Below are 14,413 nucleotides of genomic sequence, written 5' to 3'. Positions count from 1 at the left end.
CACTTTAGTTTCTGCACGTAGAACAATGTTTTTAAGCATACAACGGCGCGCGCATCACCGTGGGCTCAACGCGTGAGTGCCAATTGCTGCTAGACGTAAGCACAGAGTTTACCCCTTACCGCGCACAATCTTGCGAAGACGTCCAACTAATGCCTGAATGCGGCCTTCATGACCGTGGTCTGTCGGCGTGTAATAGACGGCGTCTTTGAGCTCGTCGGGTAGATACTGTTGCTTGACGATGCCCTTCGGATCGTCATGCGGGTACACATAACCGATGGCGTGCCCCAGTTTCTTGGCGCCTTCGTAATGTCCGTCGCGGAGGTGCGCCGGCACGTGGCCGATGTTTGTGTTGCGTACATCAGCTAAGGCGGCGTCAATACCGGCTATAACGGCGTTTGATTTCGGTGCAGTAGCTAGGTGGATCGTTGCTTGCGCTAAGGTGATACGCCCTTCTGGTAATCCGATAAGGGCCACTGCCTGTGCTGCTGCAACTGCAGTCTGCAGTGCTGTGGGATCAGCCATCCCAATGTCCTCGCTGGCATGAATTATCAGCCGCCGCGCAATAAACCGCGGGTCCTCCCCTGCATCGATCATGCGGGCTAAATAATGTAACGCGGCGTCCACATCTGAGCCTCTAATGGACTTGATAAAAGCACTCGTTACGTCGTAATGCTGATCGCCATCGCGGTCGTATCGGACCACCGCTTTTTGAACGTTTGCGGCAACGTCCTCGGCGGTGAGCTCCCCACCATCGCTAATTCCTTCAGCAGCCGCCTCAAGATAGGTCAGACTCCGGCGCGCATCGCCACCAGAAACACGAACGATGTGGTCGACAGCTTCGTCTGCAACAGTAATGCGTCCTGCTAGTCCACGATCATCTGCGATGGCCCGGAGGAGCACTGTGCGAATGTTGTCGTCGGAAAGCGGTTGCAGGTTAAGGAGCAAAGACCGCGAAAGAAGCGGTGCCACAACGGAAAAAGACGGATTCTCGGTCGTGGCGGCCACGAGCAGTACTGTGCGGTTTTCCACAGCAGCTAGAAGGGCATCCTGCTGAGTTTTAGAAAACCGGTGTACCTCGTCAATAAAAAGGACCGTTTGCTGGCCGTAGATTAAATCACGGCGCGCTTGGTCTATGACCGCGCGCACCTCCTTCACTCCAGAATTAAGCGCTGACAGCCCGATAAAGTTGTGCCCGGTTGTGGCAGAAATCAGGCTCGCAATAGTGGTCTTTCCAGTCCCCGGAGGACCGTAAAGAATAACCGATGCAGCACCGTGCCCTTGGATGAGCCTCCGCAACGGAGTGCCCTCGCCGAGAACATGCTCTTGCCCTACTACTTCGTCGAGGCTACGGGGCCTCATACGCGCAGCTAAGGGCGCATCAGGTCCAACCGCAAAAAACGATGAAGCTTCGCCTCTCGACGGAGCATGGCTGGACGTACGCTTCGGCTGCGAATTATGCGGTTGGCCAAACAGTGAGTCTTGGGCCACTATCGATCAGGATTCCTTTCTGGGGAGCGTTGGTCACCGTTCCAGGTGGTCGTCGAGAAGCTCAGAGAATCTGCGCGCAAAATCGGCGACGACCAGTAGTCGGGTGTCCCTGCCCCGAACAGCAAAACGAGCCAATGCCTCCGTCGTTTCATACAAATCTCGGCGCATGAGCAACTCTTCCCTACTGAACTCAACACTGCCGGCGGGCGCTAGCAAGCGGCGAATAGGAGTGACCTCACTTGAGTCGGGAGTAATCACCGTTTCATAGTCTCCCAAGGCAGCCACCGCGGCGACAATGTTGTGCGAGCTGCCGTAGTGCATCATGGTCAAACCGCTGATTGCAAGCCCAAGCACGGCCGTCGCAATCGAAATGTGCAAGGCCTCATCGTCCTGGACATCCGGCCACACCGTGGCTGCCTCGCGCTGCCACGCTTCAAGGAACAGATCAGCCTCATCACTAGTAATCGGGTATTCAAACAAGTATTGCGGGAACCCCGCCACTACCGACGCGAGATCAAAGACAACGTTGCGGAATCCAGCCCATTCGTAATCCAAGAAATGGGTACGCTCCGCAACAATAATGTTGTCAGGCGATAAGTCATATGGAGTAAACGCCCGGTGGCCCGTGTGCATGAGCGATGAACTTGCTTCTGCTAGCAGAATTACCGTATCCGGTACCTCAATGTCTGCGTCACGGAGCAACTCGAAGCCACGCTGGATAGTAAATTCCTTTGTTTTGAGGCGGAGGTGGTTCACCTTCGCGGCGCTTGGATGTTTCTTCGCCATTCGGGCACGTAGAATTTCAAAGCCTTGCTCCTTCGGGGCTGTGCCTACATGCATAAGTCCTAGTGCTTCACCAAGGTTGCGCAGTATGTGAATACGTTGGTCACTATTGCCCTTGTCCAGGAGCTCAGCGAAGGTGTCGCCACGGCCCGAGTCGGTAAGCACAATAATACGTTGCGCGATGTCGTGCGCCAGCAGCACCGGCCCAGGGCGGACATCCTCATGGAGTGATGTGGTGAATTGGTAGGCCACGATTTCGCGGACGAGGGCGGCATCGTCAAGTTCATCATCTGTCAGCGGTATGTATTTCACCACGACAGAGCGTTCCTGAAGGAATGGATTGGTCACTACACGGCAACGCAAGACAACAGAGGTACCAGATCCAGTCAAACGTTCTACATCACTAAGCTGCTGTGCGCCACCGAAGCGCGTGGACAATAGTTCCTCAGCGGTAACGATGATGTCCTCGTAGGTAGGCGCTGAGCTACCCCCCAGCCTTGTGACGCCGCCTGAATCCGCCTGGGCCTCAGCCTGACTGCTGTCGGGTGCTGCTTCACTACCTGTCACGGTGATCTCCTTGGGCGCCCAACCAAAGGGCATGTACTGATTACCAATTGTGAACCTCTGGCACACAGTAAAATGCGCTCCCGCGTTGCAGGAGCGCATTGTGTCACTGCACACTAGCTTCACCTAGTGTAGCGATTTCATCGGTCCATTGCCGAATAGTTATTCGCTTAAGAGCTACGCGTCGCTTTTCTGCGCAGACTCTTCCTTCTTTGCCGCCTCGTCTTTCTTCGGCTTGGCGTCAACGCCAGCCTCACGGCGCTGCTGCGGGGTGATAGGTGCAGGAGCATCTGTCAGTGGGTCGACGCCACCGCCGGACTTCGGGAAAGCAATAACGTCACGGATGGAGTCAAAACCGCCCAGCAGGGAGACGATGCGGTCCCAACCAAAGGCGATACCTCCGTGTGGTGGAGCGCCGAAAGCAAATGCATCGAGCAGGAAGCCGAACTTCTCTTGAGCTTCCTCCTCCGAGATGCCCATAACCTTGAACACGCGTTCCTGGACATCGCGACGGTGGATGCGAATGGAACCGCCACCGATTTCGTTGCCGTTGCAGACGATGTCATACGCGTATGCCGTTGCAGAGCCAGGATCGGTATCAAAGGAGTCCAAGCACTCAGGCTTCGGCGAAGTGAACGCGTGGTGGACAGCAGTCCAGTTGGAGTGCCCCAAGGCGACATCACCAGATGCTGTCGCATCAGCCGATGGCTCGAACAGTGGGGCGTCAACGACCCACGTAAAGGCCCAGTCGCCCTCCTTGATCAGGCCGAGCTTGTTTGCAATTTCACCACGCGCGGCGCCCAGCAAAGCACGGGAGCTCTTGGCATCACCAGCCGCAAAGAAGATGCAGTCGCCTGGCTTAGCACCAACGTGCTCTGCGATACCAGCACGCTCCGCGTCGGTGATGTTCTTTGCAACTGGGCCACCGAGCTCGCCGTCTTCACCAACAAGGATGTAGGCCAAGCCCTTAGCACCGCGCTGCTTTGCCCAGTCCTGCCATGCATCCAGCTGGCGACGTGGCTGGGAAGCGCCACCTTCCATGACGACAGCACCGACGTACTCGTTTTGGAAGACGCGGAACGTGGTGTCCTTGAAGAAGTCGGTGCACTCAACGATTTCAATGTCGAAGCGCAGGTCAGGTTTATCGGAGCCGTACTTCTCCATAGCTTCCTTGTAGGTCATACGAGGAATCGGAGTAGGAATCTCGTAACCAATGAGGCGCCACAGCGCTACCACAATCTCTTCGGCCAGGCCGATGACATCATCTTGGTCAACGAAGCTCATCTCCACGTCAAGCTGGGTGAATTCAGGCTGACGGTCTGCGCGGAAGTCCTCGTCGCGGTAGCAGCGTGCGATCTGGTAGTAACGCTCCATACCCGAAACCATGAGCAGCTGCTTGAACAGCTGTGGGGACTGCGGGAGTGCGTACCACGAACCCGGTCGCAAACGTGCTGGAACCAGGAAGTCACGAGCACCTTCGGGGGTCGATCGGGTCAAGGTTGGGGTCTCAATCTCCACGAAATCGTGAGAATCAAGAACCTCACGAGCAGCACGGTTTGCCTTCGAACGCAGACGCAGTGCATCGCCCTGCTCCTTACGACGCAAATCCAGGTAACGGTACTTCAGTCGAGTTTCCTCGCCGACCTCGCCAGAGGAGGAAGGATCGTCAATTTGGAATGGCAATGGCGCCGAGGCGTTGAGGACCTCTAGCTCCGTTACGTTGACCTCGATATCACCAGAAGGCAGGTTCGGGTTCGTGGAACCTTCAGGGCGCTCCTCTACCGTGCCTGTGACCTGAATGCAGTATTCACTGCGCAAATCATGGGCCTGTTCGGCGACCGCGCTGTCACGGAAAACTACCTGCGCAATTCCGGAACGATCACGCAGGTCTACGAAAATGACGCCACCATGGTCACGACGACGCGCAACCCAACCAGTCAAGGTTACGGTGTTGTCGGCATTCTCTTTACGGAGCGAACCAGCCAGATGAGTACGTAGCACGAGACGTTACGTCCTTCCACATTGAATATTCTTAAAATCTGCTAGACGTCCATGATAGTACCCGCCTCAGGTTCGTGACGGTTATGCCCCCAGGCCCGAGCCTTTGGACTAATTCATGCCCGTGACGCCTAAGTCCTCGCCTAGTATGAGTCTTATGACTTTTCGCGACGACTTATCCCGGGACTCCTCCCGCGTACGCACATCCAAAGGCCGCAAAGGCGCTGTTGCCGGCGTGGGCGGAATCGGGGGCCTGGCCCTCGTTGCGCTTTTCTTGTTCCTTGGCGGCAACCCGAATGACCTGGATGCCATCTTGGGCGGCAACCAAAATCCGAAGCAATCTATTGAGTCTGGCGAAGATTACTCGTTAGATCATTGCCAAACCGGCGCAGACGCCAATCAATACGACGACTGCCGTGTGCTCTACACCGCCTATTCCGTCGATGAAGTGTGGAGCCAGGTACTCCCCCAGCAGGCCGGCCTCGAATACACCGAACCCGGGGTCACTATCTTCCAAGATTCGGTCCAGTCACGGTGCGGAGTAGCTTCCGCAGCAACCGGTCCTTTCTACTGCCCTGCAGATAACACCGTGTATTTAGACGTTTCCTTCTTCAATCAGCTACAGCGTTTCGGCGGCACGAACGCGCCCCTAGCCCAGATGTACATCGTTGCCCATGAGTTCGGACACCATATCCAGAACCTTGAGGGAACCCTGGGGTTGTCCAACTACAACGACCCTGGCGCAGAGTCCAACGCGGTCAAAATTGAGCTACAAGCAGACTGCTACGCAGGCGTGTGGGCCCACTGGGCAGATGACAGCCAGTTTGGTGACCTCCAACAAATCACACCGGAGCAGCTCCGAACCGCTGTCGAAACCGCGGGCGCCGTTGGCGACGACAATATCCAACGCCGTTCCGGAGGCTCGGTCAACCCCGATTCCTTCACCCACGGCTCTTCAGAGCAACGCCAACAGATGTTCATGGCGGGTTATAGGTCGGGAAGCATGGCGCAATGCGACCTCTTGGACCGCGGCGTCTACGCACAGTAGAAGAGAAGGCGTACCACCCCGGAGGCGACGTCGATAAGCGACATACACTATCAGGCCACCTACACTCCATCCGAATCCGGAGTTTGTGCAGGTGGTCTTTGTTGTGGAATAAAAACACTTTCACATTGTTGACACGTCACAAGCACTGTGAACGGAGAAAGGTTGTAAAGATGCAGTTCGGAATCATGACGATCGGCGATGTCACGGTCGACCCCACAACCGGCATTAAGCCAAGTGAACACGAACGTATCAACGCAATGACAGAGATAGCCCTGAAAGCCGAGGAAGTCGGTCTCGACGTCTTTGCAACCGGCGAGCACCACAATCCCCCATTTGTGCCGTCGTCGCCAACTACACACTTGGCCTACATTGCCGCAAAGACACAACGAATTATCTTGTCGACGTCGACGACGCTCATCACCACGAACGATCCCGTGAAAATCGCCGAAGATTACGCCTTCCTGCAGCACTTGTATGGAGGGCGAAACGACCTCATGCTGGGGCGAGGTAACACAGGGCCGGTATACCCGTGGTTTGGTAAAGATATCCGGCAAGGCATCCCACTGGCAGTGGAAAACTATCACTTGTTACGCAAGCTGTGGCGCGAACGCCCCGTAAATTGGCAGGGGAAATTCAGAACCCCGTTGCAGGGCTACGTGTCAACCCCCTGGCCGCTAGACGACGTCCCCCCATTCGTGTGGCACGGTTCGATTCGTTCTCCACAAATCCCCGAACAAGCCGCCTTCTATGGCGATGGCTTCTTCCACAACAACATTTTTTGGAACAAAGAGCACACCGCAAAAATGGTGAACTTGTACCGCAACAGGTACGAAGCATATGGCCACGGCCGTGCTGACCAAGCAATTGTCGGCTTAGGCGGGCAAACATTCATCGCGGATAGCGAACAGGAGGCGAAGGACTTCTTCCGCCCTTACTTCGACAACGCTCCGGTGTATGGGCACGGCCCGTCCTTGGAGGAATACACGGAGATTACGCCGTTGACCGTCGGTACTGCAGAGCAAGTTATCGAACGCACCATGCAGTTTGCAGACTGGGTCGGTGATTATCAACGTCAGCTTTTCTTCGTCGACCACGCCGGCTTACCGCAGGAAGTCGTGTTGGACCAGATTGAACGGCTTGGACGTGACGTTGTGCCCGAGTTGCGCCGCAGAATGGAGGCACGCCGACCAGACCACGTTCCCGCGGAACCACCCACTCACGCATCACTGAAGTCCGCGATGTCAGGCCCCCACTTTGAGGTCCACCCCGGGGCACCACGAAAGGAGAATAACTAATGCGGAAACTGACTGTGATCACGGCGGGGCTTTCTACCCCTTCTACAACCCGACACGTAGCCGATCAGATCGCTGCGGCAACACAGACTGCTGTTTCTGCCCGAGGCGAAGAAGCAGAAGTTACAGTTTTAGAGCTCAAGGACTACGCCACTGAGTTAGCCCAGTTTATGGTCACCGGCGGGTTACCCACTCCGCTTATCGACGACCTCCGGAACACCATCCACAATTCTGACGGACTCATCGCTGTCACTCCTGTTTTCAAAGCAAGTTACAGTGGCCTGTTTAAGTTGTTCTTCGACGTGCTGGAGAACACTGCTCTCATAGACATGCCAGTCATAGTGGCAGCCACGGCCGGTTCGATACGCCACGCTCTCGTACTCGACTACGCAATGCGCCCACTGTTTTCTTATCTGCGCGCCAACGTCATGCCCACCGGCATATTTGCAGCGACAGAAGATTTCGGTGGAGAAGCTGGCCAACTTCTTACCGAAAGAATTTCCCGTGCCGCCGGCGAGTTGGCCGAGTACATGGTCACCCAGCGTGACTCCGTCGGAGGTTTGGGCGGAGTGACCGCCCGGGGTGCTATTCAACGCCGAACATCCGGAACTGATGCCATGGAGGAGTTCACACCATTTTCTGAATTGCTCCAGGGACATGACGGCTCGGCCTCTTCTTAGTAAACTAAGTCGCATTCTGTTTTTCTAATGTGAGAGGCTCAACGTGGCAATTAGCGTTACCGACTTATTCACAATCGGAATTGGCCCGTCCTCTTCCCACACGGTCGGCCCTATGCGCGCTGCCCTGCGCTTCATCGAGGAAAATCCGGGAGTCCGAAATGAAGAAATTGTTGTAGAACTTCGTGGCTCCTTGGCATCTACCGGCCGCGGTCACGGCACGGATCGCGCTACCATACTTGGCTTAGCTGGCTACACCCCGACTTCCTGCCCCGCTGATGTATCCCCGCGGTTAGGAGAAAATGTACCGGTGGTTGGATCAGTAACAGGCCCGGGTGGCACTGTGGCCTACCAGTTGAACTTTAACCCGATTGCGCTGCCCGGACACCCAAATGGGATGGTTTTTAGTACTGCAAGTGGGGTGTACGCAGAGTTCTATTCTGTCGGTGGTGGATTCATTGCCTCAGCAGCGGAATTGCAAGGTGAGAATCCGGCGAGCGAAGCTGTAGCTGCCATCCACGATGTTCCCTATCCTTTCAGCACTGGGGCGGAGCTCAGCGCTCACTGCCAACAGCAAGGGCTCACGGTCGCTGGTGTCATGGCAGCAAACGAAGAAGCCATGCACGCAACAACAGGTGGAATTGCACATGTTCACGAGCACATCGACGCCATCTGGAATGTCATGCGCACATGCGTAGACAACGGCCTTCACACCTCCGGAGTGCTCCCGGGCGGATTGGCTGTCAAACGTCGCGCCCCCGCGATCTTTGCTGCGATGTCTGATGCTCACCCGCGCTTGCAGGCTGCCGGTTTTGATGCCATGGAATGGGTGAATCTCTTCGCGATGGCCGTCAACGAAGAAAACGCCGCGGGTGGTCAAGTAGTCACGGCTCCCACGAATGGTGCAGCAGGGATTATCCCAGCAGTTGTACACTACGCCGACAAATTCCTCGGGCCCCTCAGCTCAAGTCAGATTTATGATTTCTTCCTCACAGCCGGTGCGATTGGCTCCTTAATTAAGGAAAACGCCTCTATCTCTGGTGCGGAAGTTGGATGCCAGGGCGAAGTAGGTTCTGCCTCTGCGATGGCTGCGGCTGGTCTCGCTGCCGTACTTGGAGCAAGTCCTTTACAGGTTGATAATGCCGCAGAGATCGCTCTCGAACACAACCTCGGGCTCACGTGCGATCCTGTTGGTGGACTAGTCCAGATTCCTTGTATAGAGCGCAACGCCATCGGCGCTGTAAAAGGAATCAATGCCGCGCGTCTTGCCATGCTTGGCGACGGCACCCACTTGGTTCGCCTGGACGATGCGATTATCACCATGGCGCGGACCGGTCGAGATATGTCTACTAAATACAAAGAGACCGCAGCCGGTGGGCTTGCGGTCACCTTGGGGATGCCAGTGAGCTTCCCAGAGTGTTAGGCCAACTTCTTTTCGATGTAGGCCTGGACTTCACCAAGAGCGATCTCTTCTTGCTCGTGGGCGGCTAGGTCGCGCACAGTGACGGTGCCTGCCTCAAGCTCGGAATCGCCGAGGACTAACGCATATTGGGCCTGAGCTCGGTCAGCTCCCTTCATCGCCCCCTTGAGTCCGCGGTCTCCATACGACATGTCAGTGGCGACACCTGCACTGCGCAACTGGTTTACCAGCACCGCCATGTGCTTCTTCGCCGCTGCGCCTAAGGCTACGCCGTAGACGTCAACGCGGCGCTGGACTCCCAGATCTTCAGCGGTAATACCTTCTGCTTCCAGAGCGAGGACAGTTCGATCAACACCAAGCCCGTAGCCAATACCTGATAGGTCCTGACCACCCAGCTGCGCCATGAGACCGTCGTAGCGCCCACCCCCGCCGATGCCCGACTGCGCGCCGAGGCCATCATGGACGAATTCGAAGGTCGTCTTTGTGTAGTAGTCGAGACCACGCACGAGGCGCTTGTTGAGCGTGTATTCAACACCCATGGAATCGAGGAGCTGAAGCACCGTGTCAAAGTGTTCCTGGCAGGAATCGCACAGGTGGTCTGGCATAAGCGGCGCGTCTGCCGTCATCTCTTGGACCTCAGCGCGTTTATCGTCGAGGACGCGCAAGGGGTTAATCTCGGCTCGCTTGCGCGTTTCCTCATCCAATGGAAGTTCGAACAGGAAGCCCTGCAAAACCTCACGGTATGCCGCGCGGCATTCTGAACAGCCCAAACTAGTCAGTTCCAGGCGAAAGCCCTTCAACCCCAGTGAACGGTAAGAGCGGTCAGCCAACGCGATGACCTCAGCATCCAAGGCCGGGTCATCGACACCAATGGCTTCCACCCCGACCTGCTGCAACTGCCGGTAACGTCCGGCCTGCGGACGTTCATAACGGAAGAACGGACCAGCATAATTGAGCTTGACCGGCAATTGACCGCGATCAAGGTTGTGCTGAATCACCGCGCGCATCACACCTGCGGTGCCTTCTGGGCGCAAGGTGACTGGACGCCCACCGCGATCAGCGAATGTATACATTTCTTTGCTGACGACGTCCGTAGACTCACCCACGCCACGGGCAAAGAGTTCCGTCTCTTCAAATACCGGCAACTCAATATGCTGGAACCCAGCTAGATGCGCTTGCTGGATAAATGTGTCCCTAACTGCCGTGAACATGGCCGAGACTGGGGGGACGTAATCGGGAACGCCCTTTGGGGCTTTATGTGCCTGGTACTTGCCTTTATTACTCACGGTTACCCATGGTAACCCGAACTAACGAAGGTGTTGAAGAAAGGGGTTAGTTTCGCGCTCGTACTCCATCGTGCTGGTCTGCCCATGGCCCGGCAAAACTGCCAGTTTGTCAGCAAGCGCCCACACCGGGCCAGCCAAAGACTTACGCATCGCCTCTGGGTCAGAATGTGGCAAATCCACCCGCCCGATCGCTCCGCGGAACAAGACATCACCGCTGAATACCACGTCCTCCCCTACCAGTATCACGCACCCAGGAGAATGACCTGGACAATGCTTAACCGTGAATTCGGCCCCGGCGAGGGTGAGTGTTTGGTCGTCGAGAAGCGACTCTGGGGCTGTGATGGGGTCCATAGACTGGGCATCAAACAATAACGCTGTCTGGTCAGACACCCCTTCCCCACGCAGTAACATAAAAGCATCATCCGGATGGCAATAAACGTCTACATCGAATTCTTTAGCGAGTTCCGCCGCGTCGCGGGTGTGGTCGATATGCCCATGCGTGAGCACAATTTTATCCACCGACCAGCCATTATCCTGGACGGTCTGCCGAATCCGCCCCGCCGCGTGCATGCCGGGATCGATGATTGACACAAGTCCGTCGCGTTGAACCAGGTAACAATTGGTTTTAAACGGTCCTGCCGGAAAACCCAGAATTTGCATACACTCCAGCATAATGGCCATTGCCCGGGCCGGGGTTAAGGGACGCTACAATAAACCGACAACGCTGTCCGGAGTATGGACAAATACACCGAAAAAGAAAGAACAACCACATGACGAACACCCAGCGAGGCGATGAAGCCTTAGAGAAACTGGACAAAGCCCTCAAGAGCCGTGAACGTAAGAAGAAGAGCGGTCCCGCTGCGGTAGTAGCAGCCTCTCTTGTGGTGATCGTCGGTGTTGTTGCAGGTATTTGGTACTTTGCCACCCAAGACTCCAACGAGGATGTAGTCGCAGAAGAATCCACCTCCGAAACCACCACAGCAGAGTACACACCGCTCTCCATGAAGCGTGAAGAACAGCTGCCTGAAACCGTATCCTGCACCTACGAACCAGCAGGTGAAGCAGCAAAGGGTGCCACCCCGCCTGCTAAAACAGAGAATGTTTCCGCACGCGGAACCGTCAACGTGGAACTAGACACCACTCAAGGCAAGATCAGCATGGAACTCGACCGCGAAACAGCACCATGCACCGTTAACGCTATTGAACACCTCGTCGAAAACAACTACTACGACGACACCGTCTGCCACCGACTGACCACATCTGGCATCTACGTCCTGCAGTGCGGCGACCCCACAGGAACCGGTGCCGGCGGCCCTGGCTTCCAATTCGCCAACGAGTACCCCACTGATGAGAAAACCGATTCCTCGATTGGTCCAGTAATTTACCCACGCGGTTCGATCGCAATGGCTAATGCGGGTCCGGGTACCAACGGTTCGCAGTTCTTCCTCAATTACAAGGACTCTCCGCTTGCTCCGGATTACACCTACTTCGGCCAGATTTCTGATGAAGGTCTGAATACCCTGGATTCAATCGCGGAAAAAGGCACGGAATCATCTGGTTCCGGAGATGGTGCCCCCGCCGAAGAAGTACGTATCAAGAGTGCGACCATAAAGTAAATTTTCAGTAAAGAAAGCGTCTGCGTAGGAAACTAACGCAGGCGTTTTCTCTATCTGACCTGCTTGAGGAGCGCACTGGACATTTTAAAAAAATATTATTCTATAGTGTTGCGTCTTTAGAATCGTTGAAGTATCATCTGTTAACCGTACGTACCCTCCTCCATCTGTGAAGGAATTGATTTTTATGAAGCTTTTCTCGCGTAAGGCACTGGTCGCTGGCGCTGCTTCCATCGCTCTGCTCACCGGCGCAGGCGCAACCGCATCCGCAACTGAGGTTTCCAACGACACTGTCGTTGCAGGCGCAGCTAACACTGGCAAGACTGCAAAGAACGATGACTCCTCGAAGTCTTCCTCCGAGGACGTCACTCCCAAGGAAATCCGTGCGTGGATCGGCATCGTCACCGCTGTAATCGGCGCTCTGACCACCGCCTTCACCTTCGCACAGCGTTTCCTGAAGTAAGCGCTTACACGAAAACCGCTGAACGCTAGTTCAGCGGTTTTTTCATGCCATTTAACGGGCTTGAATTCTAGGGGTCGTTGCAACAACGACGATTAATCCCGTCTAATGCTACCGGTTTGTGCCAGAGCCTCTGCCATAACTTCCGCCGGAGTCTTCCATTGCAATGCTTTACGTGGTGTGTGGTTGTGGATATTGGCAATCATTTCAAGATCATGTGCGCTGTAGACTGACAAATCACTACTTTTCGGAAGATTCCGCCGGAGTCGCCCGTTAGTATTCTCGTTACTTCCACGTTCCCATGGTGAACCAGGATGACAGAAATAAATGGGTATATCTGTAGCCATCGTAAAAGCCTTATGACCAGCCATCTCGCTTCCCTGATCCCAGGTAATCGATGACCACATCGCTTCGTCGATCGTGCCAACTGTTTTCTTTAACGCTGCAAGTACCTCATCACTGCTATGGCGCCCAGGCAGGTGACCTAACACGACGAACCTGCTGACACGTTCCACCAAAGTGATCACTGCTGATTTGTTATTTTTGCCTAAAATGAGGTCCCCTTCCCAGTGTCCAGGCAAAATACGCTCAGCGACTTCTTCAGGTCGTTCATCGATCATGATCATGTCATCAACGAATCGTTGCTGAGTAGGAGTGTCAACCCGGGGGAGTCGTTTCTTGCGTTTCTTCCTACCCCGAGGCAGTGTCAAACCTAGCTCACTGAGCTTACCTTTCGACTGCAGGTAGAAAGCATCGTAGATAGTTTCGTGGCTAATACGCATGTCCTTGTCATCGGGAAAATCAACAGGGAGTCGATGAGCAATCTGTTCAGGCGACCATTGTGCCCGCAACCCATTACACACGTACTCCCATAATCGTTTATCTGCTAATAACTTGGGTAGTTTAGGACGCAGCCGACGTGCGCACGCTTTCAACTGAGCAGTTTCTGCACGATACGGGCCTTCCGCACTGCGATTGCGTCTAATTTCTCGAGCAATTGATGAAGCACTTCGCCCAAGTCGGCGACTGATTTCACGAACCGAGGTATGCTCACGCAGCAAATCAGCAATAAGTACTCGTTCTTCGAAGCAGATATAGCGAGCGCTAATAGGTTTGTATGGATCAACCCCATGTGGCAATGCCGGTGGACGCAATCGTCCAGAGTCAACGAGATCATGGCGTTGGCGCAGCGTGATCATAAGTCTTTTATACGTGATGGCATCGATACCAACACCGACGAACTCTTTGCGTGAGCCGTTTGTTTTAAACAGACCGCGTTCGAAATCTTGCCTCATCGATCTCTCAATACCGAGTGCACGCCCAGCATCACCAGAAGGCACACTTGCTAAACGTAGCCGGAGGTATTCCACACGAAGTTGAGTCTGCCGAACCCTGCGCTGGTACCTGCTTAAGCGGATATGACAGCCGGCATCCATTGCAATCGCATACGCAGCAGTGTCATTGATTCCGCATTGAACTGCCGCGGCGTGGACTGATTGTCCATGTCGAACACGTGTCAGGAACTCTTTGATAACCGGGGTGTTGTGATTAAGTGGTCGTTGTCTCTTGCGTGGTTCGATGAGTTTGTGGGCGTGGCAAAAATTTAACGCATGTCCGTAGTTACAGCCGATTTCATAGGCGGAGGAACGCACGCTGCGACCGCGTGTCACTAACGCGATTAGTCGTACACGATCAGACTCGGATAACGAATGATAAGGCCCATAACTGGTAGTCATTGCCACACTCCTTAGGGAAAGTGTTGCAACGACCCTCTGAACTTAAGG

12 protein-coding genes are annotated in these 14,413 nt (G+C 55.0%); 6 read left to right on the top strand and 6 right to left on the bottom strand.

The genetic code is table 11. From position 1 onward, the window contains the following. Positions 1-108: 108 nt before the first annotated feature. The 3 genes from ATK06_RS08535 to aspS all read right to left on the bottom strand — a co-directional run bounded on the left by ATK06_RS08535 (position 109) and on the right by aspS (position 4,836). Positions 109-1,488 (bottom strand): replication-associated recombination protein A, encoded by a 1,380-nt coding sequence (locus tag ATK06_RS08535; RefSeq protein WP_048381561.1) that lies wholly within the window; start codon positions 1,486-1,488, stop codon positions 109-111. Between the two features lie 33 nt (positions 1,489-1,521). Continuing rightward, on the bottom strand, positions 1,522-2,838 hold the full coding sequence (locus ATK06_RS08530) for a phosphotransferase family protein (RefSeq protein WP_231913509.1): 1,317 nt from the start codon (positions 2,836-2,838) through the stop codon (positions 1,522-1,524). Positions 2,839-3,012: 174 nt separating this feature from the next. Further along, positions 3,013-4,836: an aspartate--tRNA ligase gene (gene aspS, locus ATK06_RS08525; RefSeq protein ID WP_048381560.1), complete on the bottom strand. Its 1,824-nt coding sequence runs from the start codon at positions 4,834-4,836 to the stop codon at positions 3,013-3,015. Positions 4,837-4,990: 154 nt separating this feature from the next. Here aspS and ypfJ point away from each other — a divergent pair, with 154 nt between their 5' ends. The 4 genes from ypfJ to ATK06_RS08505 all read left to right on the top strand — a co-directional run bounded on the left by ypfJ (position 4,991) and on the right by ATK06_RS08505 (position 9,273). Then, a complete protein-coding gene (gene ypfJ / locus ATK06_RS08520) occupies positions 4,991-5,881 on the top strand; it encodes a KPN_02809 family neutral zinc metallopeptidase (RefSeq protein ID WP_098389191.1) in 891 nt (296 codons plus the stop codon). 170 nt (positions 5,882-6,051) lie between these two features. Further along, positions 6,052-7,176 carry a CE1758 family FMN-dependent luciferase-like monooxygenase gene (locus ATK06_RS08515; protein WP_048381554.1) on the top strand — a complete coding sequence of 375 codons (1,125 nt, stop codon included), beginning with the start codon at positions 6,052-6,054 and terminating at the stop codon, positions 7,174-7,176. Then, the gene (locus ATK06_RS08510; protein WP_048381552.1) at positions 7,176-7,853 is read left to right on the top strand and encodes an FMN reductase; all 678 of its coding nucleotides are present in this window, start codon (positions 7,176-7,178) and stop codon (positions 7,851-7,853) included. The genes ATK06_RS08515 and ATK06_RS08510 overlap by 1 nt, the downstream gene beginning before the upstream one ends. A 43-nt stretch (positions 7,854-7,896) precedes the next feature. Then, positions 7,897-9,273 (top strand): L-serine ammonia-lyase, encoded by a 1,377-nt coding sequence (locus tag ATK06_RS08505; protein WP_098389190.1) that lies wholly within the window; start codon positions 7,897-7,899, stop codon positions 9,271-9,273. On the opposite strand, the gene hisS is transcribed toward ATK06_RS08505, so the two are convergent. Next, positions 9,270-10,556, bottom strand: a complete 1,287-nt coding sequence (hisS, locus tag ATK06_RS08500; protein WP_098389189.1) for a histidine--tRNA ligase — start codon at positions 10,554-10,556, stop codon at positions 9,270-9,272. The two genes, ATK06_RS08505 and hisS, sit on opposite strands and share 4 nt — an antisense overlap. 21 nt (positions 10,557-10,577) lie before the next feature. Beyond that, on the bottom strand, positions 10,578-11,216 hold the full coding sequence (locus ATK06_RS08495) for an MBL fold metallo-hydrolase (RefSeq protein WP_048381980.1): 639 nt from the start codon (positions 11,214-11,216) through the stop codon (positions 10,578-10,580). Positions 11,217-11,326: 110 nt separating this feature from the next. On the opposite strand from ATK06_RS08495, the gene ATK06_RS08490 reads away from it, so the two are divergent. Further along, positions 11,327-12,172: a peptidylprolyl isomerase gene (locus ATK06_RS08490; protein WP_098389188.1), complete on the top strand. Its 846-nt coding sequence runs from the start codon at positions 11,327-11,329 to the stop codon at positions 12,170-12,172. Positions 12,173-12,356: 184 nt separating this feature from the next. After that, complete coding sequence (locus tag ATK06_RS08485) at positions 12,357-12,632, top strand: hypothetical protein (protein WP_098389187.1); 276 nt, start codon at positions 12,357-12,359, stop codon at positions 12,630-12,632. Between the two features lie 92 nt (positions 12,633-12,724). On the opposite strand, the gene ATK06_RS08480 is transcribed toward ATK06_RS08485, so the two are convergent. Then, positions 12,725-14,365: an IS30 family transposase gene (locus tag ATK06_RS08480; RefSeq protein WP_048379854.1), complete on the bottom strand. Its 1,641-nt coding sequence runs from the start codon at positions 14,363-14,365 to the stop codon at positions 12,725-12,727. Between the last annotated feature and the right edge of the window lie 48 nt (positions 14,366-14,413).

The organism is Corynebacterium renale, assembly GCF_002563965.1.
GTDB lineage: Bacteria > Actinomycetota > Actinomycetes > Mycobacteriales > Mycobacteriaceae > Corynebacterium > Corynebacterium renale.
Note: the sequence above shows the minus strand (reverse complement) of the source record. Positions and strands in the feature narration are given on the sequence as shown.

Bases quoted from the DNA above. Each gene is read 5' to 3' on its own strand.
- ATK06_RS08495 (WP_048381980.1), bottom strand. From the start codon at position 11,216: ATGCAAATTCTGGGTTTTCCGGCAGGACCGTTTAAAACCAATTGTTAC.
- ypfJ (WP_098389191.1), top strand. From the start codon at position 4,991: ATGACTTTTCGCGACGACTTATCCCGGGACTCCTCCCGCGTACGCACA.
- ATK06_RS08490 (WP_098389188.1), top strand. From the start codon at position 11,327: ATGACGAACACCCAGCGAGGCGATGAAGCCTTAGAGAAACTGGACAAA.
- ATK06_RS08480 (WP_048379854.1), bottom strand. From the start codon at position 14,365: ATGACTACCAGTTATGGGCCTTATCATTCGTTATCCGAGTCTGATCGT.
- ATK06_RS08510 (WP_048381552.1), top strand. From the start codon at position 7,176: ATGCGGAAACTGACTGTGATCACGGCGGGGCTTTCTACCCCTTCTACA.
- ATK06_RS08485 (WP_098389187.1), top strand. From the start codon at position 12,357: ATGAAGCTTTTCTCGCGTAAGGCACTGGTCGCTGGCGCTGCTTCCATC.
- ATK06_RS08515 (WP_048381554.1), top strand. From the start codon at position 6,052: ATGCAGTTCGGAATCATGACGATCGGCGATGTCACGGTCGACCCCACA.